Origin of the sequence: Kitasatospora cystarginea (genome assembly GCF_039533515.1) — a bacterium.
Classification (GTDB): Bacteria; Actinomycetota; Actinomycetes; order Streptomycetales; family Streptomycetaceae; genus Kitasatospora; species Kitasatospora cystarginea.
Genome location: NZ_BAAATR010000046.1, coordinates 44,184 through 70,609 on the forward strand (window position 1 = coordinate 44,184; position 26,426 = coordinate 70,609).

Annotated in this window: 18 protein-coding genes, 1 rRNA gene and 1 pseudogene; 4 read left to right on the forward strand and 16 right to left on the reverse strand. The window is 72.3% G+C overall.

Annotation, left to right across the window (positions count from 1 at the left end):
* Positions 1–118: 118 nt before the first annotated feature.
* The 6 genes from ispG to ABD369_RS34075 form a co-directional block, all read right to left on the reverse strand.
* The gene (gene ispG, locus ABD369_RS34050; protein WP_344640492.1) at positions 119–1,279 is read right to left on the reverse strand and encodes a flavodoxin-dependent (E)-4-hydroxy-3-methylbut-2-enyl-diphosphate synthase; all 1,161 of its coding nucleotides are present in this window, start codon (positions 1,277–1,279) and stop codon (positions 119–121) included.
* 140 nt (positions 1,280–1,419) lie between these two features.
* Positions 1,420–2,712: a M50 family metallopeptidase gene (locus ABD369_RS34055; protein ID WP_344640510.1), complete on the reverse strand. Its 1,293-nt coding sequence runs from the start codon at positions 2,710–2,712 to the stop codon at positions 1,420–1,422.
* A gap of 58 nt (positions 2,713–2,770) precedes the next feature.
* Positions 2,771–4,000: a 1-deoxy-D-xylulose-5-phosphate reductoisomerase gene (dxr, locus tag ABD369_RS34060; RefSeq protein WP_344640493.1), complete on the reverse strand. Its 1,230-nt coding sequence runs from the start codon at positions 3,998–4,000 to the stop codon at positions 2,771–2,773.
* A 103-nt stretch (positions 4,001–4,103) separates the two neighbouring features.
* The gene (locus ABD369_RS34065) at positions 4,104–5,546 is read right to left on the reverse strand and encodes an aldehyde dehydrogenase family protein (RefSeq protein WP_344640494.1); all 1,443 of its coding nucleotides are present in this window, start codon (positions 5,544–5,546) and stop codon (positions 4,104–4,106) included.
* 170 nt (positions 5,547–5,716) lie between these two features.
* Positions 5,717–7,288 (reverse strand): PucR family transcriptional regulator, encoded by a 1,572-nt coding sequence (locus ABD369_RS34070; RefSeq protein ID WP_344640495.1) that lies wholly within the window; start codon positions 7,286–7,288, stop codon positions 5,717–5,719.
* Between the two features lie 166 nt (positions 7,289–7,454).
* A complete protein-coding gene (locus ABD369_RS34075; protein ID WP_344640496.1) occupies positions 7,455–9,503 on the reverse strand; it encodes an ATP-binding protein in 2,049 nt (682 codons plus the stop codon).
* Between the two features lie 229 nt (positions 9,504–9,732).
* On the opposite strand from ABD369_RS34075, the gene gabT reads away from it, so the two are divergent.
* Positions 9,733–11,091, forward strand: coding sequence for a 4-aminobutyrate--2-oxoglutarate transaminase (gene gabT / locus ABD369_RS34080; RefSeq protein ID WP_344640497.1), 1,359 nt, complete (start codon positions 9,733–9,735; stop codon positions 11,089–11,091).
* Between the two features lie 380 nt (positions 11,092–11,471).
* Positions 11,472–12,089 (forward strand): phosphatase PAP2 family protein, encoded by a 618-nt coding sequence (locus ABD369_RS34085; RefSeq protein WP_344640498.1) that lies wholly within the window; start codon positions 11,472–11,474, stop codon positions 12,087–12,089.
* 87 nt (positions 12,090–12,176) lie between these two features.
* On the opposite strand, the gene ABD369_RS34090 is transcribed toward ABD369_RS34085, so the two are convergent.
* Positions 12,177–12,512 (reverse strand): DUF2218 domain-containing protein, encoded by a 336-nt coding sequence (locus tag ABD369_RS34090; protein WP_344640499.1) that lies wholly within the window; start codon positions 12,510–12,512, stop codon positions 12,177–12,179.
* 222 nt (positions 12,513–12,734) lie between these two features.
* Between ABD369_RS34090 and ABD369_RS34095 the strand changes: the two genes are divergently transcribed.
* A complete protein-coding gene (locus ABD369_RS34095; protein ID WP_344640500.1) occupies positions 12,735–13,214 on the forward strand; it encodes a MarR family winged helix-turn-helix transcriptional regulator in 480 nt (159 codons plus the stop codon).
* A gap of 123 nt (positions 13,215–13,337) precedes the next feature.
* Positions 13,338–14,231: pseudogene (locus tag ABD369_RS34100) on the forward strand (LysR family transcriptional regulator); the annotation flags it as partial.
* Positions 14,232–14,276: 45 nt separating this feature from the next.
* On the opposite strand, the gene ABD369_RS34105 reads toward ABD369_RS34100, so the two are convergent.
* The 9 genes from ABD369_RS34105 to rrf all read right to left on the reverse strand — a co-directional run.
* Positions 14,277–15,032: a ZIP family metal transporter gene (locus ABD369_RS34105; protein WP_344640501.1), complete on the reverse strand. Its 756-nt coding sequence runs from the start codon at positions 15,030–15,032 to the stop codon at positions 14,277–14,279.
* 295 nt (positions 15,033–15,327) lie between these two features.
* Positions 15,328–16,923, reverse strand: coding sequence for a restriction endonuclease (locus ABD369_RS34110; RefSeq protein WP_344640502.1), 1,596 nt, complete (start codon positions 16,921–16,923; stop codon positions 15,328–15,330).
* Between the two features lie 317 nt (positions 16,924–17,240).
* Positions 17,241–19,262 (reverse strand): hypothetical protein, encoded by a 2,022-nt coding sequence (locus ABD369_RS34115; protein ID WP_344640503.1) that lies wholly within the window; start codon positions 19,260–19,262, stop codon positions 17,241–17,243.
* Between the two features lie 418 nt (positions 19,263–19,680).
* Entirely contained in the window at positions 19,681–20,328 is a 648-nt protein-coding gene (locus tag ABD369_RS34120; RefSeq protein ID WP_344640504.1) for a YigZ family protein, read from the reverse strand.
* A 230-nt stretch (positions 20,329–20,558) separates the two neighbouring features.
* The gene (locus ABD369_RS34125; RefSeq protein ID WP_344640505.1) at positions 20,559–21,845 is read right to left on the reverse strand and encodes a DUF6986 family protein; all 1,287 of its coding nucleotides are present in this window, start codon (positions 21,843–21,845) and stop codon (positions 20,559–20,561) included.
* 288 nt (positions 21,846–22,133) lie between these two features.
* Positions 22,134–23,918, reverse strand: a complete 1,785-nt coding sequence (locus ABD369_RS34130; protein ID WP_344640506.1) for a DUF2637 domain-containing protein — start codon at positions 23,916–23,918, stop codon at positions 22,134–22,136.
* Positions 23,919–24,110: 192 nt separating this feature from the next.
* Entirely contained in the window at positions 24,111–24,764 is a 654-nt protein-coding gene (locus ABD369_RS34135) for a response regulator transcription factor (RefSeq protein WP_344640507.1), read from the reverse strand.
* Positions 24,716–26,143 (reverse strand): sensor histidine kinase, encoded by a 1,428-nt coding sequence (locus ABD369_RS34140; RefSeq protein WP_344640508.1) that lies wholly within the window; start codon positions 26,141–26,143, stop codon positions 24,716–24,718. The genes ABD369_RS34135 and ABD369_RS34140 overlap by 49 nt, the downstream gene beginning before the upstream one ends.
* A 193-nt stretch (positions 26,144–26,336) precedes the next feature.
* Positions 26,337–26,426: ribosomal RNA gene (gene rrf / locus ABD369_RS34145) — 5S ribosomal RNA — on the reverse strand; the annotation flags it as partial.

The window sequence follows — 26,426 nt, forward strand, 5'->3', positions numbered from 1 at the left end:
GGTTCGGTCGCACGGGCACGGCCCGGGGCGCCCGGTCCCGGCACCCTGCCCGGCCGGTCCGAAGGGGCATGCCGCGGGGCCGTCCGTGGCCGGACGGCCCCGCGGCGGTCAGAACGGATCACTCACCGGCGACCACGACGGGCGCACCGTTCTCGACACCCTCCGCCTGCATCTGCTCGGCCAGCTTCATGGCCTCCTCGATCAGCGTTTCGACGATCTTCGACTCGGGGACGGTCTTGATGACCTGGCCCTTGACGAAGATCTGGCCCTTGCCGTTGCCGGAGGCGACACCCAGGTCGGCCTCGCGGGCCTCGCCCGGCCCGTTGACGACGCAGCCCATGACGGCGACGCGCAGCGGCACCTCCATGCCCTCCAGGCCGGCCGTGACCTCCTCGGCCAGCTTGTAGACGTCCACCTGGGCGCGGCCGCAGGACGGGCAGGAGACGATCTCCAGGCCGCGCTCGCGCAGGCCGAGCGACTCCAGGATCTGGATGCCGACCTTGATCTCCTCGGCGGGCGGGGCGGAGAGCGAGACCCGGATGGTGTCGCCGATGCCCTCGGCCAGCAGCGCGCCGAAGGCGACGGCCGACTTGATGGTGCCCTGGAAGGCCGGGCCCGCCTCGGTGACGCCGAGGTGCAGCGGGTAGTCGCAGGCGGCGGCGAGCTGGCGGTAGGCGTTGATCATCACGACCGGGTCGTTGTGCTTGACCGAGATCTTGATGTCGCGGAAGTCGTGCTCCTCGAACAGCGAGCACTCCCAGAGCGCGGACTCGACCAGCGCCTCGGGGGTGGCCCGGCCGTACTTCTCCAGCAGGCGCTTGTCCAGCGAACCGGCGTTGACGCCGATCCGGATCGGGATCCCGGCGTCCTTGGCGGCCTTGGCGATCTCGCCGACCTTGTCGTCGAAGGCCTTGATGTTGCCCGGGTTGACGCGTACCGCGGCACAGCCGGCGTCGATCGCCGCGAAGACGTACTTCGGCTGGAAGTGGATGTCGGCGATCACCGGGATCTGCGACTTCTTGGCGATGATCGGCAGCGCGTCGGCGTCGTCCTGCGAGGGCACCGCGACCCGGACGATCTGGCAGCCCGAGGCGGTCAGCTGCGCGATCTGCTGCAGCGTCGCGTTGATGTCGGAGGTGACGGTGGTGGTCATCGACTGCACCGAGACCGGGGCGTCGCCGCCGACCGGGACGTTGCCGACCATGATCTGCCGGGAGTACCGGCGCTTGGCGAGCGGCTTGAGCGGCAGGGACGGAATACCGAGCGAGATCGCGGTCATGTGCGCAGGGTTCCCAAGGGGTCAGATGTGGTCGGCCGACCGCACGAACGGCCGGGCCGGGTGTGCCGACAACCGCACACCCGGCCACCAAGGTACGCCACGGCCCGTGCCCCGGGCACATTCGGCCGGTCAGCCAGGGGCTAGTTGAGCTTGACGGGGTTGACGACGTCGGCCACCGCCACCAGCGCCGTGAAGCAGATGAAGATTCCCGCCACCACGTACGCGGCCGGCATCAACTTGGCCACGTCGAACGGGCCCGGGTCGGGCCGGCGGAACAGCCCGGCGACCTTGCGGCGCAGCGACTCCCAGAGGGCACCGGCGATGTGGCCGCCGTCCAGCGGGAGCAGCGGCAGCATGTTGAACAGGAACAGCGAGAGGTTGATCCCGGCGAGCAGCTGGACCATGAAGGCGAGCTGCTGGGTGGCCGGGATGTTCATCGCGAAGACCTCGCCGCCGAGCCGCGCGGCGCCGACCATGCCCATCGGGGAGTCCGCCGGGCGCGGGTCGTGGCCGACGATGGCGTGCCACAGGCCCGGGATCTTGCCGGGCAGTTCGGCCAGCGAGGAGATGCCGTGCCTGGCCATGGTGGTCATCTGGTCGACGCTCTGGCCCAGGCTCAGGTGCGCCACGCCGGTGGCCGGCGAGAAGCCGAGGAACCCGGCCTTGACGGGCGCGCCCTTGACCGGGAGGCCATCCTTGTCGACCGGGTTGACCGCGTTGCTGGTGAGGGTGGCGGTGAGCGGGATCTGCTCGCCCTTGCGCTCGACCAGGATGGTCACGGTCTTGCCCGGCGACTTGCGGATGTCCGCCTGGAGCTGCTTGTAGGTGCTGATCCGGTCACCGTCGAAGGCGAGCACGGTGTCGCCCGGCCTGAGCCCGGCGGCGTTGGCCGGGGACTTCGGGGCGTCCTTCGGGCAGGTGTCGGTGGCCACCCCGGCCGGGACCACGCACTCGCTGACGGTGCTGATGGTCGGCACCGCCGTCTGCATCCCGATGCCCATGAACAGGGCCAGGTAGAGCGCCACCGAGAGGATCAGGTTCATGAACGGGCCGGCGAACATCACGATCACCCGCTGCCAGGGCTTGCGGGTGTAGAACAGCCGGTCCTCGTCACCGGGCTGGAGCTCCTCGTAGGACGCCTCCCGGGCGTCCTCGATCATCGAGCGCCAGGGGGAACTGCTCCGTTGGGTTATCCGGCCGTCCGGCCCCGGCGGGAACATCCCGATCATGCGGATGTACCCGCCGAGCGGGATCGCCTTGATGCCGTACTCGGTCTCACCCTTGCGGCGCGACCAGACGGTCCGCCCGAAGCCGACCATGTACTGCGGCACCCGGATGCCGAAGATCTTGGCTGTGGATAGGTGGCCCAGCTCGTGCCAGGCGATCGAGAAGAGTAGTCCGACCAGGAAGAGCAGAATGCCGAGCACCCACATCGCCGCTGTTGTCACTGCCCGTCCTCCGTCATGCCGCTCCGCCCGCCGTCCGTGGTGTTCAGCCTGCCGCCAGCTCGGTGGCCCGGGCGCGGGCCCAGTCCTCCGCGTGGAGGACGTCCTCGACCGTGAGGGAAGTTCCCGGCGCCGGGGTGCCGTGCTCGGCGACCACCTTGGCCACGGTGTCCACGATCCCGGTGAAGGCGAGGCGGCCGTTCAGGAAGGCCTCGACGCACTCCTCGTTGGCGGCGTTGAAGACGGCCGGAGCCGTCCCGCCGAGCGTACCCACCTCACGGGCGAGCTCCACCGCCGGGAACGCCTCGTTGTCGAGCGGGAAGAACTCCCAGCTGGCGGCCTTGGTCCAGTCGCACCCGGGGGCGGCGTCCGGCACCCGGTCCGGCCAGCCGAGGCCGAGCGAGATCGGCATCCGCATGTCCGGCGGGCTGGCCTGGGCCAGCGTTGAGCCGTCCGTGAACTCCACCATCGAGTGCACGATGGACTGCGGATGGACCACGACCTCGATCCGGTCGAACGGGACGTCGTACAGCAGGTGCGCCTCGATCACCTCAAGGCCCTTGTTCACCAGGGTGGCCGAGTTGATGGTGATCACCGGGCCCATCGCCCAGGTCGGATGGGCCAGCGCGTCCTTCGGGGTGACGGCGGCCAGCTGCTCCCGGGTCCGGCCGCGGAACGGGCCGCCGCTGGCGGTGACCACCAGCTTGCGGACCTCAGCCCGGCTGCCGCCGGCCAGCGCCTGGAAGATCGCGGTGTGCTCGGAGTCCACCGGCACGATCTGGCCCGGCTTGGCCAGCGCCTTCACCAGCGGCCCGCCGACGATCAGCGACTCCTTGTTGGCCAGCACCAGCACCCGCCCGGCCCGCAGCGCGGCCAGGGTGGGGCGCAGCCCGATCGACCCGGTGATCCCGTTCAGCACCGAGTGGCACTCGACGGCCGCCAGCTCGGTGGCCGCGTCCGGTCCGGCCAGGATCTGCGGCAGCGGGCGGCCCTGGGCCTTGGCCGCCAGCGCCTCGCGCAGCGCGGGCACGGCGTCCTCGCGGGCGACGGCCACGGTGTGCACGCCGAGCCGCATCGCCTGCTCGGCGAGCAGTTCCACCCGTCCGCCGGCTGCCGAGAGGGCGACCACCCTGAACCGGTCGGGGTTGCGCAGCACCACGTCGATCGCCTGGGTGCCGATCGAGCCGGTGGAGCCGAGGATCACCAGTTCCCGGGGTCCGGAGGGGTCCTTCACGACCGGGGTGAAGTGCAGCTGCGGGTGAGCGAGCGAGTTCATGCGGTCCATTGTGTCCTGTCCCGCGGGCGCCCGGCCGACGGGCCGCCCGGACAGTGGGACAGCCCGCCACCGCACCGCGGTGACGGGCTGTCCGCAGGACTTCTCAGAGGTCCAGGCCGGTGAGGACCATGACCTTCTCGTAGGTGAAGTCGTCCATGGCGTACTTGATGCCCTCGCGGCCGACACCGGAGTCCTTGACCCCGCCGTACGGCATCTGGTCGGCACGGAAGGACGGGGCGTCGCCGATGATCACGCCGCCCACCTCCAGCTCGCGCTGGGCCCGGAAGGCGGTCTGCAGGTCGTGGGTGAAGACACCCGCCTGCAGGCCGAACGCGGAGTCGTTGACGGCGGCGAAGGCTTCGTCCACACCGTCCACCTTGTGCAGCGAGAGCACCGGGCCGAAGACCTCGGCGCGAGCCAGGATCGCGTCGGCGGGCAGGTCGGCCAGCACGGTCGGGGCGTAGGCCGCTCCGTCGCGCGTGCCGCCGGTGAGCACCTTGGCGCCCTTGGCGACGGCGTCCTCGACCCAGGACTCGACCCGCTTGGCGGCGTTCTCGTCCACCAGCGGACCGACGTCCACGGCGTCGTCCTTCGGGTCACCGGTCACCTGGGCCTGGACCTTGGCCACGACCTTCTCCACCAGCGCGTCGTAGACCGCGGCGTCGGCGATCACGCGCTGCACCGAGATGCAGGACTGGCCGCCCTGGTAGTTGGAGAACATCGCGATCCGGGTGGCCGCCCAGTCCAGGTCGGCCTCGGAGGAGTAGTCCGCCAGCACGACCGCGGCCGCGTTGCCGCCGAGCTCCAGGGTGACGTGCTTGCGCGGCACCGAATCCATGATCTGGTAGCCGACCTTGTCGGAGCCGGTGAACGAGATGACCGGCAGCCGCTCGTCCTGGACCAGGGCGGGCATCTTCTCGTTCGGCACCGGCAGCACGCTCCAGGAGCCCGCCGGCAGGTCGGTCTCGGCCAGGATCTCGCCCAGCAGCAGCGCGGACAGCGGGGTGGCCGGGGCCGGCTTGAGGATGATCGGGGCGCCGACGGCGATCGCCGGGGCGACCTTGTGGGCGACCAGGTTCAGCGGGAAGTTGAACGGGGCGATACCCAGCACCACACCGCGCGGGAAGCGGCGGATCAGCGCGAAACGGCCCACACCCCCCGGGTCGGTGTCCAGCCGCATGGTCTCGCCGTTGGTCCGGCGGGCCTCCTCGGCGGCCCAGCGGAACACCGAGACGGCACGGCCGACCTCGCCACGGGCCCACTTGATCGGCTTGCCGTTCTCGGCGGTGATCAGCTGGGCGATCTCCTCGGTGCGCTCGGCCAGGCGCTTGGACACGTGGTCCAACGCGGCGGCACGGACGTGCGCCGGGGTCGCGGCGAAGACCGGCAGGGCGGCGGTGGCGGCGGCCACGGCCTCCTCGACCTGCGCGTCGGTGGGGACGCTGACCTTGCCGACCAGGCTGCCGTCAAACGAATGCCGGACCTCGAAGTCCCCGTCGCCGGACGCCCGGCGGCCGGCCAGCCAGAACTCATGGGTGGTGGTCACAGTCGTACCGGCCCTCTCCCTCGTCAACCTCTGTGCCCCACGGCCATGGAGCCACAACCGAGGGTATGGGTCCCGAACGGCAAACCGGATTGGACACATCGTCCCAGTCAGTCCGAACGCCAGTACATGACGGCGAACCTCCAGTGCGCGGGCCTCTCGATCGCTCCCGCCTACTCCTCGCCCGCCCGCAGAGCCAGCCAGAGCTCCATCCGGACATCGGTGTCGTCCAGCGAACGGCCCAGCAGTTCCTCGACCCGTCGCATGCGGTACCGCAGCGTGTGCCGGTGCACCCCGAGGTCGGCGGCCGCCGCGTCCCACTGCCCGTGCCGGGAGAGCCAGGCCCGCAGCGAGGCGACCAGATCGCCCCGTGCCGTACGGTCGTGCTCCCGCAGCGGACGGAGCAGGCCCTCCGCGAAGGCCGTCACGGCCTGCTCACCCAGCAGCGGCAGCAGCGAACCCGCGCCGACCTCCTCGTGGTCCACCGAGCGGCGGCCACCGCGCAGCGCCACCGCCAGCGCCCGCTCCGCCTGGGCGAAGGCCGTCCCGGCCTCCTCCAGACCGGACGGCGCCGACACTCCCAGCGCCAGGCCGTCGTGCTCCTCCACCGCGCCCAGGCAGGCGCGGTGCGCCGCGCCGTTGTCCAGCGCCAGCACCGTCAGCCGCGGGCCGTGCGCCCCGTTCTCCCGGGAGACCAGCAGCCGCTCCCCGACCCGGCCGCCGGCCTGTTCGGCCCGCTCGCCCAGCTCGCCCAGCGCCTCGGCGGCCTCCGGCGCGGCCCCCGTCGACGCACCGGCCACCAGCACCCTGACGGTGCCCTCCGGCAGCCCGCCGAACAGGCCCGTCGCGACCTGCCGCGCCGTGTCGACCTCACCCGCCAGCACCATGCCCAGCAGCGCCGCACCCATCCGCTCCTCGGCCTGCCGCAGCTCGCGCGAGCGCTCCAGGGTGAGGGTGAGCAGGGCGACGGCGGCGTTGAGGACGTACCGCTCGGTCGGGGTGATCCGGTCCTCGGTGCCGACCGCCAGGAAGCCGCGGGGCCGACGGTCCGCCCCCAGCGACTGGACCACCACGTAGTCCTCGTCGGCGGTGTCGATCCCCGGGGCGCGGCCCTGCAGCGCGGCGCTGGACGGGGCCGGTCTACGGCGCAGCCGGTCCACCTCGGCAGCGAGCCGGCCGGCCCGACGGGCAGCCCAGTCCGGTGCCACCGCGGACAGCGCGCCCGAGCCGTCGTACAGCGCCGCCCAGCCGCCCAGCCGGGCCGCCAGCCGGCGCACCACGGCTGTGGCGCCGTCCTTGCCCAGCGCGGCCCGGGTCAGCTCCTCCTGGGCCTCGAAGCTGGTGGTCACCGCCTCGTACTGCTCGGCGGCCAGCGCGGCCGAGACCGTCTTGCTGATCGCGATGAACGGGGTCGCCTCCGGGACCCGCAGCAGCGGCAGGCCGCGCTGCGCCGCCGCGTCCACCAGCGCCTGCGGCACCTCGGTGTGCGAGAGGCCCACCCCCAGGCCCAGTCCCACCACGCCCGCGTCGGCCAGCCGGTGCACGTACGCCTGCAGCTGTGCGGCGGCCTTACCGAGCTTGATGCCGGTGGTGAGCAGCAGTTCGCCACCCTCGAGGAACGGTGTGGGGTCGTCCAGCTCGCTGGTGTGCACCCAGCGGACCTGCCGTTCCAGGTGGTCCGCACCGGCCAGGACGGTCAGGTGGAGCGAGGTGTTGCGGACGACGGAGGCGAGTGTGGGGGGCATGCCAACCTTCGGTGGTTTCGACCCGGGCGCGTCATTGCGATCAGGCGAGGGAGGATCTGCCTCCATTATGTACGCCTCGGACAAGCCGCAAGGCCGAATCCACCGCAGCGGAGTCCACCCGGACCGTCGGACCGTCAACCCCCTGACCCGGCGCGGCCGTAGCGGCTCAGCCGCGCAGGTCCACCAGCAGCGGCGGCACCTGCTCGCCCGCCACCGTGGTCAGCGAGATCACCGCGTGACCGGTGGGCAGCGCGTGAGCGAGCTCGGACGGGGACCAGCGGTGGCGCTCCACGTCGCGGGTGGTGACGCTCTGGGTTTGGGCGGCCGTCCCGGAGAGCGCCTTGCGGACGAACCGGCCGGAGCGGCGGAGCAGTCCGCCGGAGGTGTCCGGGGTGTGGGTCACCGAGGTCTCGGCGACCAGGTGCGTGCCCCAGGCCTCGGAGAAGAGCTTCCCGTCCCAGGGCGCGATCCCGGGGAAGGCCATCCGGCAGCCGACCGCCCCGAACAGCGGCGTGCGCAGCGCCTCGGGCAGGTCGACCAGGGTGCGCAGCAGCAGCACCGCCCCCGCGTTGGCAGTGCGCATCCGCTGCAGGCCGCGCACGGTGTGGGCGTCCAGCGCCGCGGAGGCGTCGTCCACCACCAGGCCCGCGAACAACGCCTGCTCCCGCCGCACCCCGGCGGCCTGGACGAACTGCGCCACCACCAGCCGGGAGAGCATCCGCGCCGCCTCGGGGTGGCTGTGCTCGGGCAGCTTGACCCGGACCCGCAGCGGGTGGTCCAGGACCCGCATGGCGAAGGCCGGCTTGCCGGGCCGGGGCCCGGGGAAGCACTCCGCGAAGGCCGGCCGGTCGAGCAGCGCCAGCCGGTCAGCGAGCAGCGTGCCCGGGTCGTCGGCCCGGCCGTGCTGGCGCATCCGGTGCTGCAGGTCGGACTGGTGCCGGTCGAGCTGCCCGGCCTCGCGCAGCGCCTTCTCCAGCGCCGCGAAGCCGTCGGGGTCACCGCCGAGCAGGGCGCGCAGTTCCCGCACGCCCGGGTAGCGGCGGTAGGCGGCGTGGAAGGGGCCGACGATCTGCTGCAGGGCGGTCCTGGCGTTCTCGGCACGGGCCGACAGCTCGTCGGGGAGCAGCGCGTCGGCCAGCCGGGCGGCGGCCTCCTCCACCTCGCCGGCGGCACCGAACAGGTCGAGGCCGTACGCCGAAGCGGGGTCGCCGGGAGCGATCACCACGTCGTACCACTCGTCGGGCCCCAGGTCGGCGTCGGCCGCGCCGACCACCACCGCGCAGGCCGTCCCGGCCAGGGCCTGGAGGCAGAGCGCCTCGGCAACCGGGCGGGCCAGTCTGGCGGTCTTGCCGGTGCCGGCCGGTCCGACGGCGAGCAGCGAGGTGCCGAGGACGGCCGGGTCTAGGGCGAGTCCGGCGCTGCGGTGGGCCACCGGGTTCTTGATCACGTCCTGGGCGGTACCGAGCCGCAGCTGACGGGTGAGCAGGTCGTGTACGGCGCCGCGCCCGGGCAGGTCACGGGCCTCGGAGGGGTGTGCGCAGGCGGCGGCGCCGCGGGCGGCGACCTCCTCGGTGAAGGCGGAGAGCAGCTCGCCGTCACCGAGGACGGCCTCCCAGGCACGCTGGATCCGGACGTAGTCGACGTCGCCGACCGCCTCGGCGTCGAGCCGACGGGCCGCCACCGGAGCGCGGTGGCGCAGCTGTTGCCAGGGATCGGTGGGTCCGGTGGGCCGCGCGGCCTCGGCCGGATCGGGCTGCTCGTGGGTGACGGTGCGGGCGAGCAGCGGGGCGATGTAGCGGCGCCAGACCTCGGGCCAGCGGCCCATCCGGCCGAAGAGCCTGACCACGGCCGCGACCACGGCGGCGTTCACCGCGACCAGGGCGACCAGGGCGGTGGTCTGGTCGAGCCCGTTCAGCAGGCCGAGCAGTCCGGCGAGACGGAGGACGAGCTCGACGCCGTAGACGTAGGCGAACCAGGCGACCAGCAGGTTGAGCGCGGCGCGCAGCAGCAGCGGTCCGGCGGGGACCCGGGCGTCCCTGGCCCGGTCCGGGTCGGTGGGGCGGTAGCCGTGGCGGTAGACGCCTGGCGCCGCCTCGGGCCTGGGTTCACTGATCCAGGCGGTCAGATCGAAGGGCTGGCTGCGCTGCTGCGGTAGGGCGACCGGGGCCCGGTCCGCCGGTGCCGTCCACTTCCCCTGAGTGCCGTCCAGTCCCATGTCCCCGGCCCCGCTCCCTGTGCCCACCCGGCTGTGCCATACCCGTGCCGCCGAACCGGCGACACTCCCGCGCTCAATGTAGTGGAGCGGAGCCTCGCGCCCGCCGCTTCACGCGCGCTGGCCGCACAGGACAAGTCGGAAGGCGCACTGCTACCGAGTGGCGCATGCCTGAGCCCATGACACGGCCTTAGCCTGCGAGGACCGCGCCTTGAGAAAAATGGAGAACAGCATGAGTGCTGCAACGCCGCTCCCGCAGGAGCGCCGCCTGGTCACCGCTATCCCCGGCCCGAAGTCCCAGGAGCTGCAGGCTCGCAAGCTGGGCGCGGTGGCCGCCGGTGTCGGCACCACCCTGCCGGTGTACGTCACCCGCGCAGGTGGCGGTGTGCTGGAGGACGTGGACGGCAACTCGCTGATCGACTTCGGTTCCGGCATCGCCGTGACCAACGTCGGCAACAGCGCCGAGGCCGTCGTCGCCAAGGCGAGCGAGCAGCTGGCCGCCTTCACCCATACCTGTTTCATGGTGACCCCGTACGAGGGCTACGTCGCCGTGGCCGAGCAGCTCAACGAGCTGACCCCGGGTGACCACGAGAAGCGCACCGCGCTGTTCAACTCCGGTGCCGAGGCGGTCGAGAACGCGGTGAAGATCGCCCGCGCGTACACCAAGCGCACCGCCGTCGTGGTCTTCGACCACGGCTACCACGGCCGCACCAACCTGACCATGGGCCTGACGGCGAAGAACATGCCGTACAAGCAGGGCTTCGGTCCGTTCGCCCCGGAGATCTACCGCGTTCCGGTCGCCTACCCCTACCGCTGGCTGACCGGTGCCGAGAACTGCGCCGCCGAGGCCGCCGCCCAGGCGATCGACATGATCAACAAGCAGATCGGCGCAGAGAACGTCGCGGCGATCATCATCGAGCCGATCCAGGGCGAGGGCGGCTTCATCGAGCCGGCCAAGGGCTTCCTGCCGAAGATCGTCGAGTTCGCCAAGGCGAACGGCATCGTCTTCGTCGCCGACGAGATCCAGACCGGCTTCTGCCGCACCGGCCAGTGGTTCGCCTGCGAGGACGAGGGCATCGTCCCGGACCTGATCACCACCGCCAAGGGCATCGCCGGTGGTCTGCCGCTGGCCGCCGTGACCGGCCGCGCGGAGATCATGGACGCCGCGCACGCGGGCGGCCTGGGCGGCACCTACGGCGGCAACCCGGTGGCCTGCGCCGCCGCGCTGGGCGCCATCGAGACCATGAAGGAGCAGGACCTCAACGGCAAGGCGCAGCGGATCGGCGAGATCATGCTGGGCCGCCTGCGGGCGATGCAGGAGAAGTTCGACATCATCGGCGAGGTCCGCGGCCGCGGCGCGATGATCGCCATCGAGCTGGTGAATCCGGGCACCAAGGACGCCAACCCGGAGGCCACCGCCGCGATCGCCAAGGCCTGCCACGCCGAGGGCCTGGTCGTGCTGACCGCCGGCACCTACGGCAACGTGCTGCGCTTCCTGCCGCCGCTGGTGATGCCGGAGCACCTGCTCACCGAGGGTCTGGACATCCTCGAGGGCGCGTTCTCGATCGGCGGCGCCTTCACCGGCGCCTGATCCCGGGGTCCGGCCCCGCCGGCCCCTCGACGGAACGGGCCCGGTCCTGTGGACCGGGCCCGTTCCGTAGTTCGACCGCGGATGACCGCGGCGCCACAGGCAGTCGCCCAGCCGTGGAGGTTGCTCCAAGACTGGTGAAGATGCTGTGCGGAACCGGCGGATCTCCTCGGCCACGCAACGGCTTTGACGTACTGTCATGACAGATGGACAGCGAGCTGCAACCCTTCGCGACACCACCCGCCGCCCCACCCGGGGCGGCCGGCCCCGAAGACCGATCGACCGACCGTCCGGCCCACACCCCCCGGGGCGCACGGAACGGCGATCACCTCAGCCGCCCCGGAGCTCTCCCCCCTGCTCCGGGGCGGCTTTCTCGTTCTGTCGTGCCCCTGACACTCCTGGTGGCGCTGGCCGCGATCTCTTGGCAGGTCGCCGTCCACGGCCCGCTGCTCGGCCTGGACACCACCGCCCAGCGGGCCGTCCACGGGCTGCACCACCGGCTGCACAGCCCCGCCCTGGACCGCTTCGGCGTCCTACTGGCCGATCTGGGCGGCTCCGTGCCGGCCATCCCGGCACTGCTCGGCCTGGCCGGGCTGGCCGCCTGGCGGGAGTGGCGCACCGGCGTACGACGCTGGTGGCTGCCGCTACCCACGGCCGCACTGGCCGCCGTACTGATCCCGGCACTGGTCGTACCGGCGAAGAGCTGGTTCGCCCGGCCAGGGCCGCTCGGACTGCCGCTCACCCCCGACCAGTGGGGCTGGTACCCGTCCGGACACACCGCCACCTCGGCGATCGCCTACGGGGTCGGCGCCCTGCTGCTCGGCCGCACCGTGGCGGTGGCGGCCCGGCGGTGGCTGCACACGGCGACCGCGCTGCTCTGCCTGGGGGTCGGCACCGGCCTGGTGTGGAGCGACTTCCACTGGCTGCTGGACGTGACCGCCAGCTGGTGCCTGGCCGGCGTGGTGCTGTGGAGCCTGAACCGCTGGGCCGGACGCCGCTGACCCGCGGCCTCGCGGGCCCCCGTGCACGGGGAGCCCTCCGCACCGGGCACCCGCCGTTCCAGGACACACCGGGCGCCCGCCCGGCGCCTACTCGCCGGACGCGTCCGCGTTGCGGTGGACCAGGCCGGGCTCGCCGTTGTCGCGGCGCCACTCCACCACCAGCTCGTCGCGGGCGCCGAAGCGCACCAGGTGGCGCCCGACCACGTCCTCAAGGCCGGGCAGGCTCTCGGCCGCGCCCTCGACGGTGAGCAGCAGTGCCTCCGGCTCGGCCACCAGGGTGGCGGTACCGGCGGCGAAGACCAGCCGGCCGCGGCCGGCCTCATCGGACCACTCGGCCTCGACCCTGCGCCCGATATGGGCCGCCAGCTGCTTGCCGTAGCGTGCCGGACGGTCGGTGGCGACCCGGGCTTCGGAACGGGACATGCGCACTCCAGTGATCGGGGGATCCGCCGGGGCACACGGCCCGGGATCCTCGCGGGGATCTTCACGGTAAAGGTGAGGGTGCCCTTACCCGGAGCCACGCTAACCCAGATACTGAGTCTGACTCAAGATGTTATTGGGGCCATATTCCCCGTACGGCCCGATACCCTGACCTCACCCACCCCGGCCCAGGGCCGGGGGCACACCCCGAACCGGGAGCCCGCCATGACAACCTCGCCCGTCGACACTGCGGCGGAGCTCGCCGACACGCTGACCCGGGCGATGAAGCGGATCCGGCGGCGGACCATGACCCGGCTGGAGCCGTACGGCATCACCCCCGCCCAGGCTCGCGCGCTCCGGGTGCTGGCCCATGCCCCCGGTTGCGAGGGCCGCGAGACGATGCGGCTGAGCGAGCTCGCCGACCACCTGCACATCGCCCCGCGCTCGGCCACCACGGTGGTGGACGCGCTGGAGGAGGCCGGCCTGGTCGAGCGCACCCCGGACCCGACCGACCGGCGCGCGGTCCGCGTGGTGCTCACCGCTGACGGCCGCGCGGCCCTGGAACGGATCCACCAGGTCAGGCACGAGGTCGCCCAGGAGTACTTCGCCCCGATCAGCCCGAGCGACCAGGACGCCCTGCTCCAGGCGCTGCGGACCGCCGAAGCGGTGTATGAGGCGGCGCCGCTCGGGGGTTTGGCGCGCTGACCACGGTCACCGACGGCGCACCGCCACCGTCGGACTGCGCCCGGCGGTGGCGGTGCGCCGCCCCCGGCCGGTCTGCTTCGACGGCCGGCCCGCGACCAGGGCCTCGCGCTCTAACATCACCGCATGCTGGATCTAGGAAGGCTCCGGGCCCTGCACGCGGTCGCGGTGCACGGCTCGGTGGGCGGCGCGGCCGCCGCACTCGGCTTCACACCCTCGGCGGTCTCCCAGCAGATCGCCAAGCTGGAACGGGAGACCCGGACCACCCTGCTGGAGCGCCAGGGCCGGGGCGTGGTCCTCACCGACGCCGCCCGGCGGCTGGCCGGAACCGCCGAGCAGGTCCTCGCCCTGGTCGAACAGGCCGAGGTGACGCTGGAGGAGCAACGCGGTCGGCCCTTCGGGCGGCTGATGGTCGCGGCCTTCGCGACCGGCGCACGCGGCCTGCTCCCGGGCGTACTCGCCGAGTTGCGCACAAGCTGCCCCGACCTGGACGTACGCCTGCTGGAGGCCGATCCGTACCCGGCGGCGGACTTGGTGGCCCGTGGCGAGGTGGACCTGGCACTGGTCCAGGACTGGCCGACGATGCCGCTCCCGGTCCACGAGGGGCTCTCCCGGATGGACCTCGGCGACGATCCGGTGGACCTGCTGCTGCACACCGGTCACCCGCTGGCCGGGCTGGCCGTGGTGCCGGTCTCCCGGCTGCTCGGACAGCGCTGGATCAGCGTGCCGCCCGGGAACATCTGCCACGACTGGCTGGTGCGGACCATGCGCGAGGCGGGCGATGAACCCGATGTGCGCTACCAGGTCGGCGAGTTCGAGACGCAGATCGCGCTGATCGCGGCCGGGCTGGGGGTGGGACTGGTGCCGCGCCTCGGCCGCGGGCCGCTGCCGCCCGAGGTGGTGGCCCGCCCGGTCGTCCCCGAACCCGCCCGGCGGGTCTTCGTCCTCTGGCGGACCCAGACCTCCCGGCGGCCGGCGGTCACCGCCGCGCTGGCGGCGATACGCGACCGCTGGGCGGCACGGTGGCGGCGGGCCGCCCGGGCCGGACCGACGGCCCGACGGCGGTCAGTCCGCGTAGCCGACCACCAGCCACATGAAGCCCACACCCAGCAGCGTGCAGAGCAGGGTCGTGCGCGAGGGGTGCGGGCTGTGCGCCTCCGGGAGGATGTCCGAGGTCGCCAGGTAGAGCAGGAACCCGGCGAAGAAGCCCAGGTAGAGGCCGAGCGTGTGCTCCGGGATGGCGAACAGCAGCGTGATGGCGGCCCCGGTGACCGGCGCCAGCGCGTCCGCGGCGAGCAGCGCCACCGCCCGCACCCGGTTGTTGCCGTACATCCTGGTGACGGTGTAGGTGTTGAAACCGTCCGCGAAGTCGTGGGCCACCACCGCGACAGCCACCGCCGTACCCACCGAGCCGCCGGCCTGGAACGCGGCACCGATCGCGAAACCGTCCAGCAGACTGTGCCCGACCAGCGCACCGGCGGCCGCGAGTCCGACGCCCTGGCGGGCGCCGTGCGCGTGGCCCTGCCCGTGGGTGTGGGCCGCGTACTCCCCCTCGTGCCCCCGGTGGATGGCCACCGCGCGCTCCACGACGTGGATCGCCAGGAAGCCGCCCGCGAACATCAGCAGCGCCTGCGGTACCCCGTGGAGCTCCTGGGGCGCGGAGTTCAGCGCCTCGGGCAGCAGGTCGAAGGCCACCACCCCGAGCATCAGGCCGGCCGCGAAGCCGAGCACCAGATGCCGTCGGTCGCCGGTCCGCTGGGCGACGATGCCGCCGATCAGGGTCGTCAGGAAGGCGCCGGCAGCGACGAGTACGGCGGTCATCCCGTTCACTTCCCCGGGATCGAGGGCAGTCCGGCGGTGGCCCAGCCGGGCTGCCGTTCGTGATGGCCGGGCGGCTGCGCTGACCGCTGCCCACGGGCGAAGCCGGCCCGGCCGGGCCCGGTCGCGCCGGACCCTGCGCCAAGCCTGCCGTCGTCCGCGCACCCCGGCGCGTCGGAGAACCCGTCAGGGTGACTGCGCACGGTGGCCGCCGCCGACGGCGCCCGGGCCGTGCGCGGTCGGCCGGGTACGCGGCCGGCTCGCCGAGCTCCGTCCCGAGGCCACCGGCCCGCCTGCCTTACGCGAGCGGCAGTCCGAGGTGCGTCTGCGCCAACTCCCGTACGCCGTCGCCGTCCACCAGGTGGATCTGCTGGTACGGCGCGGTGCCCGCGAGGTCGAGCGCGGCCTCGGAGAAGCGGCCGCTGGTGAGCCTCAGGCCGCGGTCGGCTCCCTCCTCCCGGACCGCCTCCACCAGCGTCCTGAGCTCCTCCCCCGCCACCGGATCCGACCCCCGGGAGGCCCAGACCACCCAGCGACCGGGCAGCGCGCTGCCCGGCGCACCCTCCCCGATGGCGACCAGCCCACCCGCGCCGCGCAACCGTACGCTCCAGTCGGCCAGCCCGCCCCGGGTGAACAACTCACGCACCAGGTAGGCGAATTCGTTCGGCGAGAGCTCGTCCGTCGAAGGCACGGCGGAAGCGGCGCAGCCAATGGGCTCGACCGCGGCGAGCGCATACGGATCGGGACTGACCGCGGCAGCCAGGTCACGCAGCCGGACCAGCGCCTCGTCCTGCTCGGCATCCGCGTAGACGCCCTCGCCGTACCCGGCGCCGTAGCCGTGCTCCACCGGCTCCGCACCGGCCGGATCCAGCGGGAGCAACCGGGTACGGGCCAGGGCGTCGCGGTCGGCGTCGACGCTCAGCAGGCAGAGCGGCTCACCGGTGGGCGTCTCACGCAGCCAGCCGTTGAGGACCACTCCGGCCAGTATCTCGTCGGTGTCCACCGCGTCCGCCGCTTGGAGCGCGCGCAGCGCGAGGCGGGCGGCCAGCCGCAGGTAGTCCGCCGCCCGGTCGGCCGACGGACGGGGCACCGGCTCGATCTCGCCGGCCGAGGTCAGCCGGTAGCCCGACAGCGAGGGCACCCGGTCCAGCGGAGGCAGGTCGAGGTCCAGCACTGCGGTCCGGGTGAGCGGCCGGAACACCGCCCGACAGGGGGCGGGCAGGTCCTGGGTGGCACCCTCGGCCGCGGCGAGGGCCCGCTCCAACAGCGACTCCACGGCGGCCGGTTCGGCCAGCCGGTAGGCCCGACGGCACTCCTCCAGCGTCTCGTTGTACTCGCGGACGGCCCGCGCCCGTGCCTGCTCGGCCTGCTCGTGCGCCGCCCTGGCCACCAGCGCGCCGGAGTCGGCGGCCTCGGCCCGACGGGTGCGCCACTCGCGCAGATCGCGCTGGTGGCGAAGCCGGGCCTGAGCCAGTTCACGCTGATATCCGGAGTCCAGCAGGCGGCGGGACGGAGCCTCGTCCGGGCCGGTGGCGGGCGGCTCGGCCGGGGCGTAGTCCTCCCAGCGCGGTTCGGTGTCGTCGGCCTCGTCCAACTCCCCGGCCTGGAAGGGGCGTGGCTCGTAACTGCGCAGCTGGCTCTCGAAGTCCATGGCGGAGACCGGGAGCGCTGCTCGGCGCAGCAGGCCGGCGAGACGCTCGTGCTCGGCCTGGACGGTGAGCGTCCGGTGGTGGGTCAGGGCGGCCGCGCGGGCGTGCGCGGCCACCGCCTCCTCCTCCGGTGAAGCCCCGTGTTCGGGCACGTCTGCTCCCAGATCGCGGAAGACCGAGGCCAGGAAGCCGGGTTGGAGGGGCGTGGCACTACCGTCCGGCTGGCCCTCGGGTGAGTTCCGCATCGACCGTCGTTCCCCCATGCTCGTGCGCCCGGGCCTGCCCACGCCCCCTGACCCGCCGCACTGCCCGCCGCCCGGACGTGCCGGTCGGCGCTGCCTGCCCAGCGGCGGTTCCTGTGTCGGGTCGGCTGATGCCGGCCAGGGGCCGCATGGTGACGGCCCCTGGGCAGCATTGTCCACCGTTCGGGCGCTCGGGTCAGCCAAGCTCTTCAGTTGGTGGGGTTCCGGCCTCCGATCTGGACAGGTGTCCGGTTGCACCGACCGGATCCGGCCGGACGGATCCGGTCGGAGTTATGGTGTCGCCGCCCGCTGCCGTGGTCTCAGTTCGTCCTGGTGTTGGTGAGGTGGAGTCCGATGTAGCCGACGTAGATCCGCCCGCTGCCCGAACAGTCATCCAGATAGTGCAGCCGGGGAGCCGTCCGGCCGCCGCCGATCCGCAGATGCGCGCCCATGAACGCGCGCCTGGAGGTGTCCACGCACTCCGGCACGGGGAGCATCCGCTCGCGCTTCCACTTGGTGTGACTCTCGACCGTGCGCGACTCCCCACGCACCGCCTTGCGCGGCGGAAAGCGGTGGCAGCCGGGCGGCGTGTGCTCGCACCACTGTTTGAAGTCGCCATGGGCCTCACCGCGCACGGCCGCCGCCGCGTACTCCTGAAGGGCCGTCAGCCCGTACCAGGCGAGCCGCGCCCAACCGGCCCCGTCGGACTGGCCGTCCAACGCTAGCGCCTCCTTCTGGTCCCCGGTGAACTCCACCAGCGAGAACTCCCCGAACCGGCCCACGAGTTCACTGAAAGTGGCGGGTGCCGAGTCCAGGTACCGGCCGACCTCCAGGTCCGCACCCCGTACCCGGTCGAGCTGGTCCGGGACGGTGACCGCGCACAGCCTCCCGCCCGGCGTCACCACCCGCACCTGCACCGCCGCCCGCCGGAGCGCGCCGTACTGCTCCTCGGCCTCGCCCGAGTGCTCCCACCGCCGGTGGGTGTGCGGGCTGCGGCCGAACAGCTGCAGCTGCAGCTCCTCGGCGCAGTGGTGGGCCACTGCCTCGGCCACTGCGGGCGACTCGGCCGGGCCGGCGCGGCGGGGCTGCGGTGGCTGTCGCAGCTGCTTCGACTGCGGTGGCTGCTGTGTTTGTTGTACCTGTTGCGCCTGCTGTGCCTGCTGTGCCTGCCAAGTGTCGCGGGTCTGCTGAGCCGGCACGGCAGGCTCCGGGCGGGCGGCCTTCTTCGCCTCGATGGGGACCTGCAGTGGCGGCACCACACGCAGCAGGGGCACCGGGGGAAGCTCTGCAGCCAGTCTGCGGGGCTCACGGGCGAGCAGGGCGGCCGCGCGCCGGATGTCCTCCTCGATCCGCTGCCGGGCCAACACCGGGTGGCGGCTACCGTCTCCCCGGGACGCCGGGTCGACCTCGGGCAGGTAGGTGCGGACCGCGCCGCCGTACACCTTGTGGTACTCCAACGCGACGTTGAACAGTGGGAGGGCCGCGTGGTCCAGCACGTAGGACACGGCCAGACCGGTCAGTTGGCGCACCAGTGGCTCGACCGTACCGACGAACCAGTCGTCGACCGGGACGCCGGAGGGGATGCTGGCGACCACGGTGGGGAGGCGGCGCTCGGGGTCGCACAGCTCGTCGATCAGGGCGTCGAGGCCGGCCGGGGTGATCAGCCGGGCTGACGGACCGACGGTGGCCGGTCCGTCCGTCGCATCGAGCAGCGGAAGAAGCCTGCGGGCCAGCTCGGGGACCTGGGCCCGGCCCACCGTCCTCACCCCAGGGCCGGAGGCCAGGTGCTCGGCCTCCAGGCGGACCCAGGTCCGGGGGGTACCCAGGTCGTCGGAGTCGGATGTGGTGGCAGCGGTGAACGGAGTGGCGGTGGCTATGGTGAGGGTCAGTTGGTGCGTGCCGTGCGGAGCAGGGGTACGGAGGCGGCGGCGGGCGTAGTGGCCGATGGTCGGGCGCTCCCCCGGCGGCTCGGGTGGCTCCGGCGCCGCCCTGTGCGGCGGGAGGACGGCCGAGCGTGGCGGATCCGCCAGGAGTGCCCGGTCGGCCCGGACGGACGCGGGAGCCCGTAGCGGGCCGAAGTCCCGGTCCAGCAGGATTCGTTCACCGAGGCGGAGGCGTTCGATGGACGACGGCGGGTCGACTACCCAGGGCGCTTCCGCCCTCGACGGGGGCTCCTCGCAGCCCTCTTCCTTCAGCCAGGCCGCCAACTGCTGGTCCGCCAGGGCGACCGTCTCCTGGTACGGCCGTGGAGTGGTGACCGTCATCCGATAAGGCACGGCATGGCCGAACTGGCCGGGCGGATCGGACGTTTGGCCCTTGGACGGGGTGTGCTCCGGAGTCATGCGCGGTACCTCCAGTGGTGCGGTGGTGGGATCTGAAGTCCTCCATCGATGATTCGGTCTACGGAATCCGCCGGACCCGGCGCCGGGGAGCGGATCCTTGCTCTGGGGAACGCCATCCCCGGTAGCGGAGTTCCAACTCCTGGCATTGTTAATTCGTTCGAGTGTCATACGGTCTTCGTGCGCACGTCACAAGGCCGGAAGGTGCGAGCGCCCGGGCTCATCCGCGCTCAAGCCCCCGCCGGGAACCGGGTTCGGGGGCGACGGCGCGGGCCGAGACCGGGCCGCACGAAGGGGCAGGCCAAGTCGCACGCCGGAGCGGGATCCCGCGGGCGCGGCCTCCGACCCGGGCACCCGCTTCGACCCGCCGCCCGGGCGGGGGATTCGATGGGGCCCCGGGCGGCCGTCCGGGACCCCGTTCTCAGACCGGGACTTCGACGAATGCCCGCCCGGACTCCACCGCCTCGGCTCCGCCCCCGGTCGCCTCCGCGAGCCAGGCGTGAAAAGCCGTCAGCTCCGGCTCGGGCACTCCGACCTCGATCCGCACCCCGGCCGCCTCATAGGCCAGATCGCGCACCACGTAACCAGCCGCCCGCAGATCGTTCTCCAGTCGGCCCGCCCGGGTGTGGTCCACCGCCACCACGAGCAGCAGCACAGGACGGCGCTCAAGCAGCCCGACCGAGTCGATCGCCTCGGAAACCGCGCTCCCGTACGCCCGTACCAGGCCGCCCGCGCCGAGTTTGATCCCGCCGAAGTACCGCGTCACCACGGCGACCGTGTCGGTCAGCCCACGTCTGCGCAGGACCTCCAGCATCGGTACCCCGGCCGTACCACCTGGCTCGCCGTCGTCGCTGGAACGCTCGCGCGGCTGCTCGCCGCCCACCACGAATGCCGTGCAGTTGTGCCGGGCGTCCCAGTACTGCTTCCGGATACCGGCGATGAAAGCCTGCGCCTCGTCCTCGTCGGCGACCCGGGCGAGGTGGCAGATGAACCGGGACTTCTTGATCTCGATCTCATGGGTGCCGGAGTGCCGGATGGTCAGGTACGGCTTCGGGCTCGGCTCCGACATGACGGGGTGGATCTCCGTGGCTGGAAAGGGCGGAGAGCCGGCGGCTCTCTGTTCGACCCCGCCAGCTTAACCACCGGTCGGCACCAGTCCTGGACGCTACCGGGCGGGACCGGTCCCGGGTGCCGTCGGGCGGGACGGTCGCGGAACCGAGCGGGCCAGTCGCGGAAGCGGACGGGCGGGAACGGTCGCAGGGCGGGCGGACGGACCCGCCCCCTGCGCCGCCCTGCGGGTCAGCGGCCCGCGAGCAGGTCCAACCGCTCGCGGTCGAGGCCGGTCAGCTCGGCGACCTCCGCCGGGTCCACCGCTCCGCAGTCCAGGCCGCGCAGCACGTAGCCGCTGAGCGCCCTGGCCGTGGCGGGCTCGTCCAGCACGTCACCGCCGGTCTTCGCGACGTACGCCGCGAGCCGGGCCGCTGCGACTGCCAGGCCCTCTCGGTAGAAGGCGTACACGGCGGCGTAGCGGGTCGGCAGGTGGGCCGGGTGCATGTCCCAGCCCTGGTAGTAGGCGCGGGCCAACGAGCGCCGGACCAGGTCGTGGTGCAGCTTCCAGGCCGCGTGCACCTGCTCCGTCGAACCGGCGGGGATCACATTGGTGGAACCGTCCGACAGACGCACCCCGGTACCGGCGGCGGCCACCTGCATCACGGCCTTCGCGTGGTCGGCCACCGGGTGGTCCATGCTCTGGTACGCAGCACTGACCCCACATGCGGCGCTGTAGTCGAACGTGCCGTAGTGCAGGCCGGTGGCCCGTCCCTCGGCCGCGTCGATCATCCGGGCGACGGTGGCCCGGCCGTCCGGGCCAACGATGGCCTGGGTGGTCTCGATCTGGACCTCGAAGCCGATCCGCTTCGCGGGGAGGCCGGCCCGCCGCTCGAAGTCGTCCAGCAGGCGCACCAGCGCGGTGACCTGTTCCGCGTACGTCACCTTGGGCAGGGTGAGCACCAGGCCCTTCGGTAGACCGCCCTCGGCGAGCAGCGTGGCGAGGAAGAGTTCCAGGGTGCGGATGCCCCGGCCCCGGACCGGTGCCTCCATCGACTTGGCCCGGACCCCGATGTACGGCGGCGCGGTCCCGTCCGCGACGATGGCGGCGACCAGCCGCGCGGCCCGGACGGCGGCGGCGTCCTCCTCCGCGTCGGGACGCGGGCCGTACCCGTCCTCGAAGTCGATCCGCAGGTCCTCGATCGGCTCGCGCTCCAACTTGGCGCGCACCCGGGCGTGCACGTCGGCGAGCAGCTCGTCAGCGGGGACACCGAGCGCGGCGGCCAGCTCGGCCGGGGTGGCGGCGTGGGTGTCGAAGGCCAGCAGCGCCTCACGGCCCCAGGTCCGCACGGTGTCGGCAGCGAAGGCGTCGGCCGGCACGTACACCGTGTGGACCGGCTGTCGAGTGCCCGGCTCACCCGGGTAGCGGCGGGCCAGCTCGGCGTCGACCGGCGCGAGCAGGGCCGCCACGGCAGCTCGGGCGGCGGTCGAGAACGCCGCTCCCTCGGACTTGCTGCCGTCCACCTCGGCCTGCGACATCGGAGCTCCTCCATCTGCAGACATTCAACATTTTGTTGACGCGAAGGTAGTGGCAGTCCACGCGGACGTCAATGGCCGCCGGAAAGCCGGACGGCGGCCGCACGTGGTGCGCGGCCGCCGTCGATCGCGGGCCTGCTGTGTGATGCCGCCGTCACGCGACCGGTGGCGTCGGGTCGCTCTCGTCCCGGACCTCGCCGGTGGTTCGCGCCGGCCTTCGAGGTGCGCCTGCTCCGGTTCTCGCGCCGGCCTTCGTGGCAGCCGCCGCGACAACCGTCACGACGCCCTGCCTCAGTCCCGGCCGGAGGCGACGTACCGGTCCTGGAGCTGGTGCCAGATCCTGTCGACCTCGGCCTGGTTGACCGAACCGTCCGGGCGCGAGCCGACCAGCCCGAACTCGTCGGACAGGTACTGCGCGAACCGCTTCGGCTGCGGGTGGTGGCCGTACTGGTCGATGTAGCCGATCAATGCCTCGAAGCAGACATCGGGGTCGAGCGGGGTGGCCGCGGGACGGCGGTCCTGCTCCTCCTGCTCGGTCACGGGTGCGGTCTCGGGCGCGGTGTCGGACACCGCTTCGGCCCCTGCCGCCTTGGTCATGTCGGCCGCCGCTACGGTCGTGCGCGCGATCGACTGGGCGTCAGTCATCGGCGTCTGAAGGGAAATCGGCTGGTCGGAGAGCGCGGTCACGGGCAGAGCGGTCTCGGTGACGGCATCGGGCACCAGCTGCTCCAGCCGGACCGGTCGCGGCCCCCGCGGCCCCGGTGTGCCCTGGGCAACCGGGCCGTTGGCAACCGGGTGCTGCGGGCCGGCCGGCTGCGCGGCCGTCGGCCGAACCGCCGCGGCGGCTCCCGTGCCGGCTCCCGCCACGGCTGCCAGCGGCACCTCGACCACCGGATCCGTCTCCTGGGGCGCCGGCCGGGGGTCACGCGGAGGCTTGAACCACGGCGACGTCTGCCCGGGCATCCTCGCCCCGTCGGCCGCCCCGCCCTGCTTCGCGTTCGTCGGGACGACGCGCGCGGCCCAGACGTTCAGCTCAGACTGAACCGGGGCCAGGGGCGTCTCCTCGCCCGCCGGGTCATTGGCGTCGCGCAACCGCACGGCTGCGAGCTTCGCCAGGGTGGGCACCGCAACCGCCGCCGATACCGCTGCGCCGGGCACCGCGGGTTCCTGTCCTTCCGCGACCTGGGCAGCCCCCGCCGCCGTACCCGTGGCCGACGCACCCGTGGCCCGGGCGACCGCCGCCTGAATCGCAGCCGCCTGCGCCTGTGCTTGCGCCTCCGCGGGATCGGCGTACGCGGTGGCCGGGTGCCCTGCCTCGAGCTGTCCGACACCGGCGTGCGCGGCCTGGACCGGCTGGGCGGCAGTCCCGGACTGGGCCGCCGACTTGGCCGGTCCGAGCGGGCCGTCGATCCGGTCCAGGATGCTCGGGTCGAGCGGGACACCGTACTTCGCCAGCTTCAGCGGCAGCAGCGCCTGGAACGGTGCCGACCGCCGCCAGCCGCGCCCGTAGCGGAACCGCAGCTGTGCCCGGTACACCAGTCGGTTCTGCTCCAGCCGGACGGTCTCGTCGTACGAACGCAGCTCCCAGAGCTTCATCCGCCGCCAGAGGCGGAAGGTCGGTACTGGAGAGAGCACCCAGCGCATCAGCCGCACCGACTCCATGTGCCGGTCCGCAGTGATCGCCGCGATCCGGCCGACGGCGTGCCGGGACGCCTCTACCACCACCACGAACAGCACCGGGATGACCGCGTGCATCGCCATCCCGAGCGCGTCCCCCCAGGAGGCCGCCGCGTTGAAGGCGATGGTGGCGCCGGTCAGCAGCCAGGCGGTCTGGCGTAGGAGTGGGAAGGGTATTCGGAGCCAGGTCAGCACCAGATCGAGCGCCAGCAGAACGACGATCCCGGCATCCACGCCGATCGGAAAGGCATACGCGAACGTGCCGAAGCCTTTCTCCATCGCCAGCTCGCGCACCGCGTTGTACGAACCCGCAAACCCGATGCCCGAGATCACGCAGGCGCCGGCCGCGACCACGCCGAGCAGAGCACGGTGGGCGCGGGTAAGGGATGGACGTGCCATTCGTTAATCAACCCCTGGGACTCGGCTGCTGCCGTGCGCGACTGTCGCTGCCGGATCCACACTCATCATCGGGTACGGGATCACTGCACGGGTACGGGATCGCCGCACGACCGACCGTCTCGGCCAACCGGATACTACTCGGAAGCGCGTTCCAACCACGGCCTGCCTCTGCTCGGACCCGGGTTTGAGCGCCTACGAAGGAGCGCCGTTGAGGTGCGCCAAGACCGCCAGGACACGGCGGTTGGCGTCATCCGCGGGGGCCAGTTCCAACTTCGTGAAGATATTGGCAATGTGCTTGGCCACCGCGCCGTCACTGATGCTCAACCTGGTCGAGATCGCAGAGTTGGAACAACCTTCAGCCATCAGCTCCAGCACCTCCCGCTCCCTCGGCGAAAGTCGCTGGAGCGGCTCCGAACGGGCCCGGCTCTGCAGCAACTTGGCAATCACATCCGGGTCCATCGCCGTACCCCCGGCCGCCACCCGCCGGACAGCATCGATGAACTGTCCGGCATTGAACACCCGGTCCTTCAGCAGGTACCCGATCCCACCGGAGCCGTCCGCCAACAGCTCGCGCGCGTAGAGCTGTTGGACGTGCTGCGAGAGGACCAGTACGGGCAGACCGGGTATCTGCCGCCTGGCGGTCAGCGCCGCCTGGAGCCCCTCGTCGGTGAGCGTCGGCGGCAGCCTGACGTCCACCACCGCGACGTCAGGCCGCTGTTCGAGCAGAGCCGCCAGCAACTCCGGGCCCGTCTCGACCGCCGCCGCGATGGTGAAGCCATGCGCCTCTAGCAGCCGGGTCAGGCCTTCTCGGAGGAGGTAGAGGTCCTCTGCGAGGACAACACGCACGGCAACTCCATGGTGATCGTGGTCGGACCGCCCGGCGGGCTGCTGAGCGACATGACTCCGTCGAAGGTACCCAACCGCTTCTCGATTCCGCGCAGCCCGCTTCCACGCCCCGGATCAGCTCCGCCGTACCCGTCGTCCGTCACGGTGATCCGCAGCTGACCGGCCCGGAACAGGATGTCCACCCAGACCTGCTGAGCGCCGGAGTGCTTGGCCGCATTGGCCATCAGCTCACTGACGCAGAAGTACGCCGCAGCTTCGACCGGCGCCTCCGGCCGGGCCGGCAGGCTTACCGTCACCTCCGTGCTCTGCGCGTTGTCCAGCGCAAGCGCCCGCACCGCGTCGCCGAGCCCACGCTCCGCCAGCACCGGCGGATGGATACCGCGCACCAGATCGCGTAGCTCCTGCAAGGCCTTGGCGGAGGCCTTGCGGGCATCCGCCAGCAACTGCCGTGCGGCCACCGGGTCCGTCTCCATCAGGTGCTCGATCGTGCCGAGCGTCATCCCGATCGCCACCAGTCGGGCCTGCGCCCCGTCGTGCAGATCCCGCTCGATCCTGCGAAGCTCCGCCGCCTGGCTGCCAACCGCATCGGCCCGCGAGGTGGTGAGGTGCTCCACCCGCCTGGTCAGCCTGGCCTTGTCCCAGCCGTTCGCCGACTCCGGATCGAGCATCCGCTGCATCCACGGCCCGTACCGCCGAATCGCATGCGGTGCTGCCAGCAGACCGCCGGCCGCGGCAGCCAGACCTACCGCGGCGACCGCCATGTCCCCCAGGACAGCCTGGAGTGAATAGACGGTAGATGGGTTGAAGTCGCCGTAAGCGGCCGTCAATTGGACGATAGCCGTGATCACCCCGACCAGCAGCAACCCCAGGCAGGGCACTGCCAGGACCAGGGCCGCCGCCGCATTCGCTGGCAGCCACTTGAAGTCACGCCAAGTCTGCGGATCCATCGCCACCGTTCGCGCAGAGAGGGCCAACTCGGCCGTCCTCCTGTCCCGGTGGTAGGAATGTCCCGTCCACCAGTGGCCCCGCTCGTCCTGTGTCGGGCTCGGGGTCGCCACATAGCGTTGCGGAGTTCGCATGCCGAACCACGACTCCGCCCGGTACCGCGACCAGCGGGTGTTCAACCTGCTTCCCCACACCAGCCCCACTGGCCAAGCAAGCAGGCCCAGGAAGGCGATCAGCGGATCGGCCTGCCCGTCGGCCGACTCCGCGAACAATCCGTGAATCGGAAGCACTGCCCACATCAGCAGCACGAACGACACCACCCCGGCCTGAAACACCAGTTGTAGGCATCGAAGCTGCGCATGCAGCCCCTCCACTGCCCACTCCCGCCCCACGCCCGTCCACCTGACGACCGTCGGCACGCTCTGACTCGTCATCCGGACCCTCCGCTCGTTCTGTGCGCTTCGGGTATCAGTCTCACCAGGCCTCCCCCGCCGGCGCACTGGCCCCTGGGCCCGACTTTGGGGTGGACCTAGCACCACCCCCAGCCATCGGCATGAAAAGAGAGAAAATGGAAAAAGCCGTAGCCCCCAGCCAAGAAATGACTGGGGGCTACGGCTATTAAAATTTGTTCGGCGGCGTCCTACTCTCCCACAGGGTCCCCCCTGCAGTACCATCGGCGCTGTGAGGCTTAGCTTCCGGGTTCGGAATGTAACCGGG

Bases quoted from the DNA above. Each gene is read 5' to 3' on its own strand.
- ispG (WP_344640492.1), bottom strand. From the start codon at position 1,279: ATGACCGCGATCTCGCTCGGTATTCCGTCCCTGCCGCTCAAGCCGCTC.
- ABD369_RS34055 (WP_344640510.1), bottom strand. From the start codon at position 2,712: ATGTGGGTGCTCGGCATTCTGCTCTTCCTGGTCGGACTACTCTTCTCG.
- dxr (WP_344640493.1), bottom strand. From the start codon at position 4,000: ATGAACTCGCTCGCTCACCCGCAGCTGCACTTCACCCCGGTCGTGAAG.
- ABD369_RS34070 (WP_344640495.1), bottom strand. From the start codon at position 7,288: ATGCCCCCCACACTCGCCTCCGTCGTCCGCAACACCTCGCTCCACCTG.
- ABD369_RS34075 (WP_344640496.1), bottom strand. From the start codon at position 9,503: ATGGGACTGGACGGCACTCAGGGGAAGTGGACGGCACCGGCGGACCGG.
- gabT (WP_344640497.1), top strand. From the start codon at position 9,733: ATGAGTGCTGCAACGCCGCTCCCGCAGGAGCGCCGCCTGGTCACCGCT.
- ABD369_RS34090 (WP_344640499.1), bottom strand. From the start codon at position 12,512: ATGTCCCGTTCCGAAGCCCGGGTCGCCACCGACCGTCCGGCACGCTAC.
- ABD369_RS34095 (WP_344640500.1), top strand. From the start codon at position 12,735: ATGACAACCTCGCCCGTCGACACTGCGGCGGAGCTCGCCGACACGCTG.
- ABD369_RS34105 (WP_344640501.1), bottom strand. From the start codon at position 15,032: ATGACCGCCGTACTCGTCGCTGCCGGCGCCTTCCTGACGACCCTGATC.
- ABD369_RS34110 (WP_344640502.1), bottom strand. From the start codon at position 16,923: ATGCGGAACTCACCCGAGGGCCAGCCGGACGGTAGTGCCACGCCCCTC.
- ABD369_RS34115 (WP_344640503.1), bottom strand. From the start codon at position 19,262: ATGACTCCGGAGCACACCCCGTCCAAGGGCCAAACGTCCGATCCGCCC.
- ABD369_RS34120 (WP_344640504.1), bottom strand. From the start codon at position 20,328: ATGTCGGAGCCGAGCCCGAAGCCGTACCTGACCATCCGGCACTCCGGC.
- ABD369_RS34125 (WP_344640505.1), bottom strand. From the start codon at position 21,845: ATGTCGCAGGCCGAGGTGGACGGCAGCAAGTCCGAGGGAGCGGCGTTC.
- ABD369_RS34130 (WP_344640506.1), bottom strand. From the start codon at position 23,918: ATGGCACGTCCATCCCTTACCCGCGCCCACCGTGCTCTGCTCGGCGTG.
- ABD369_RS34140 (WP_344640508.1), bottom strand. From the start codon at position 26,143: ATGACGAGTCAGAGCGTGCCGACGGTCGTCAGGTGGACGGGCGTGGGG.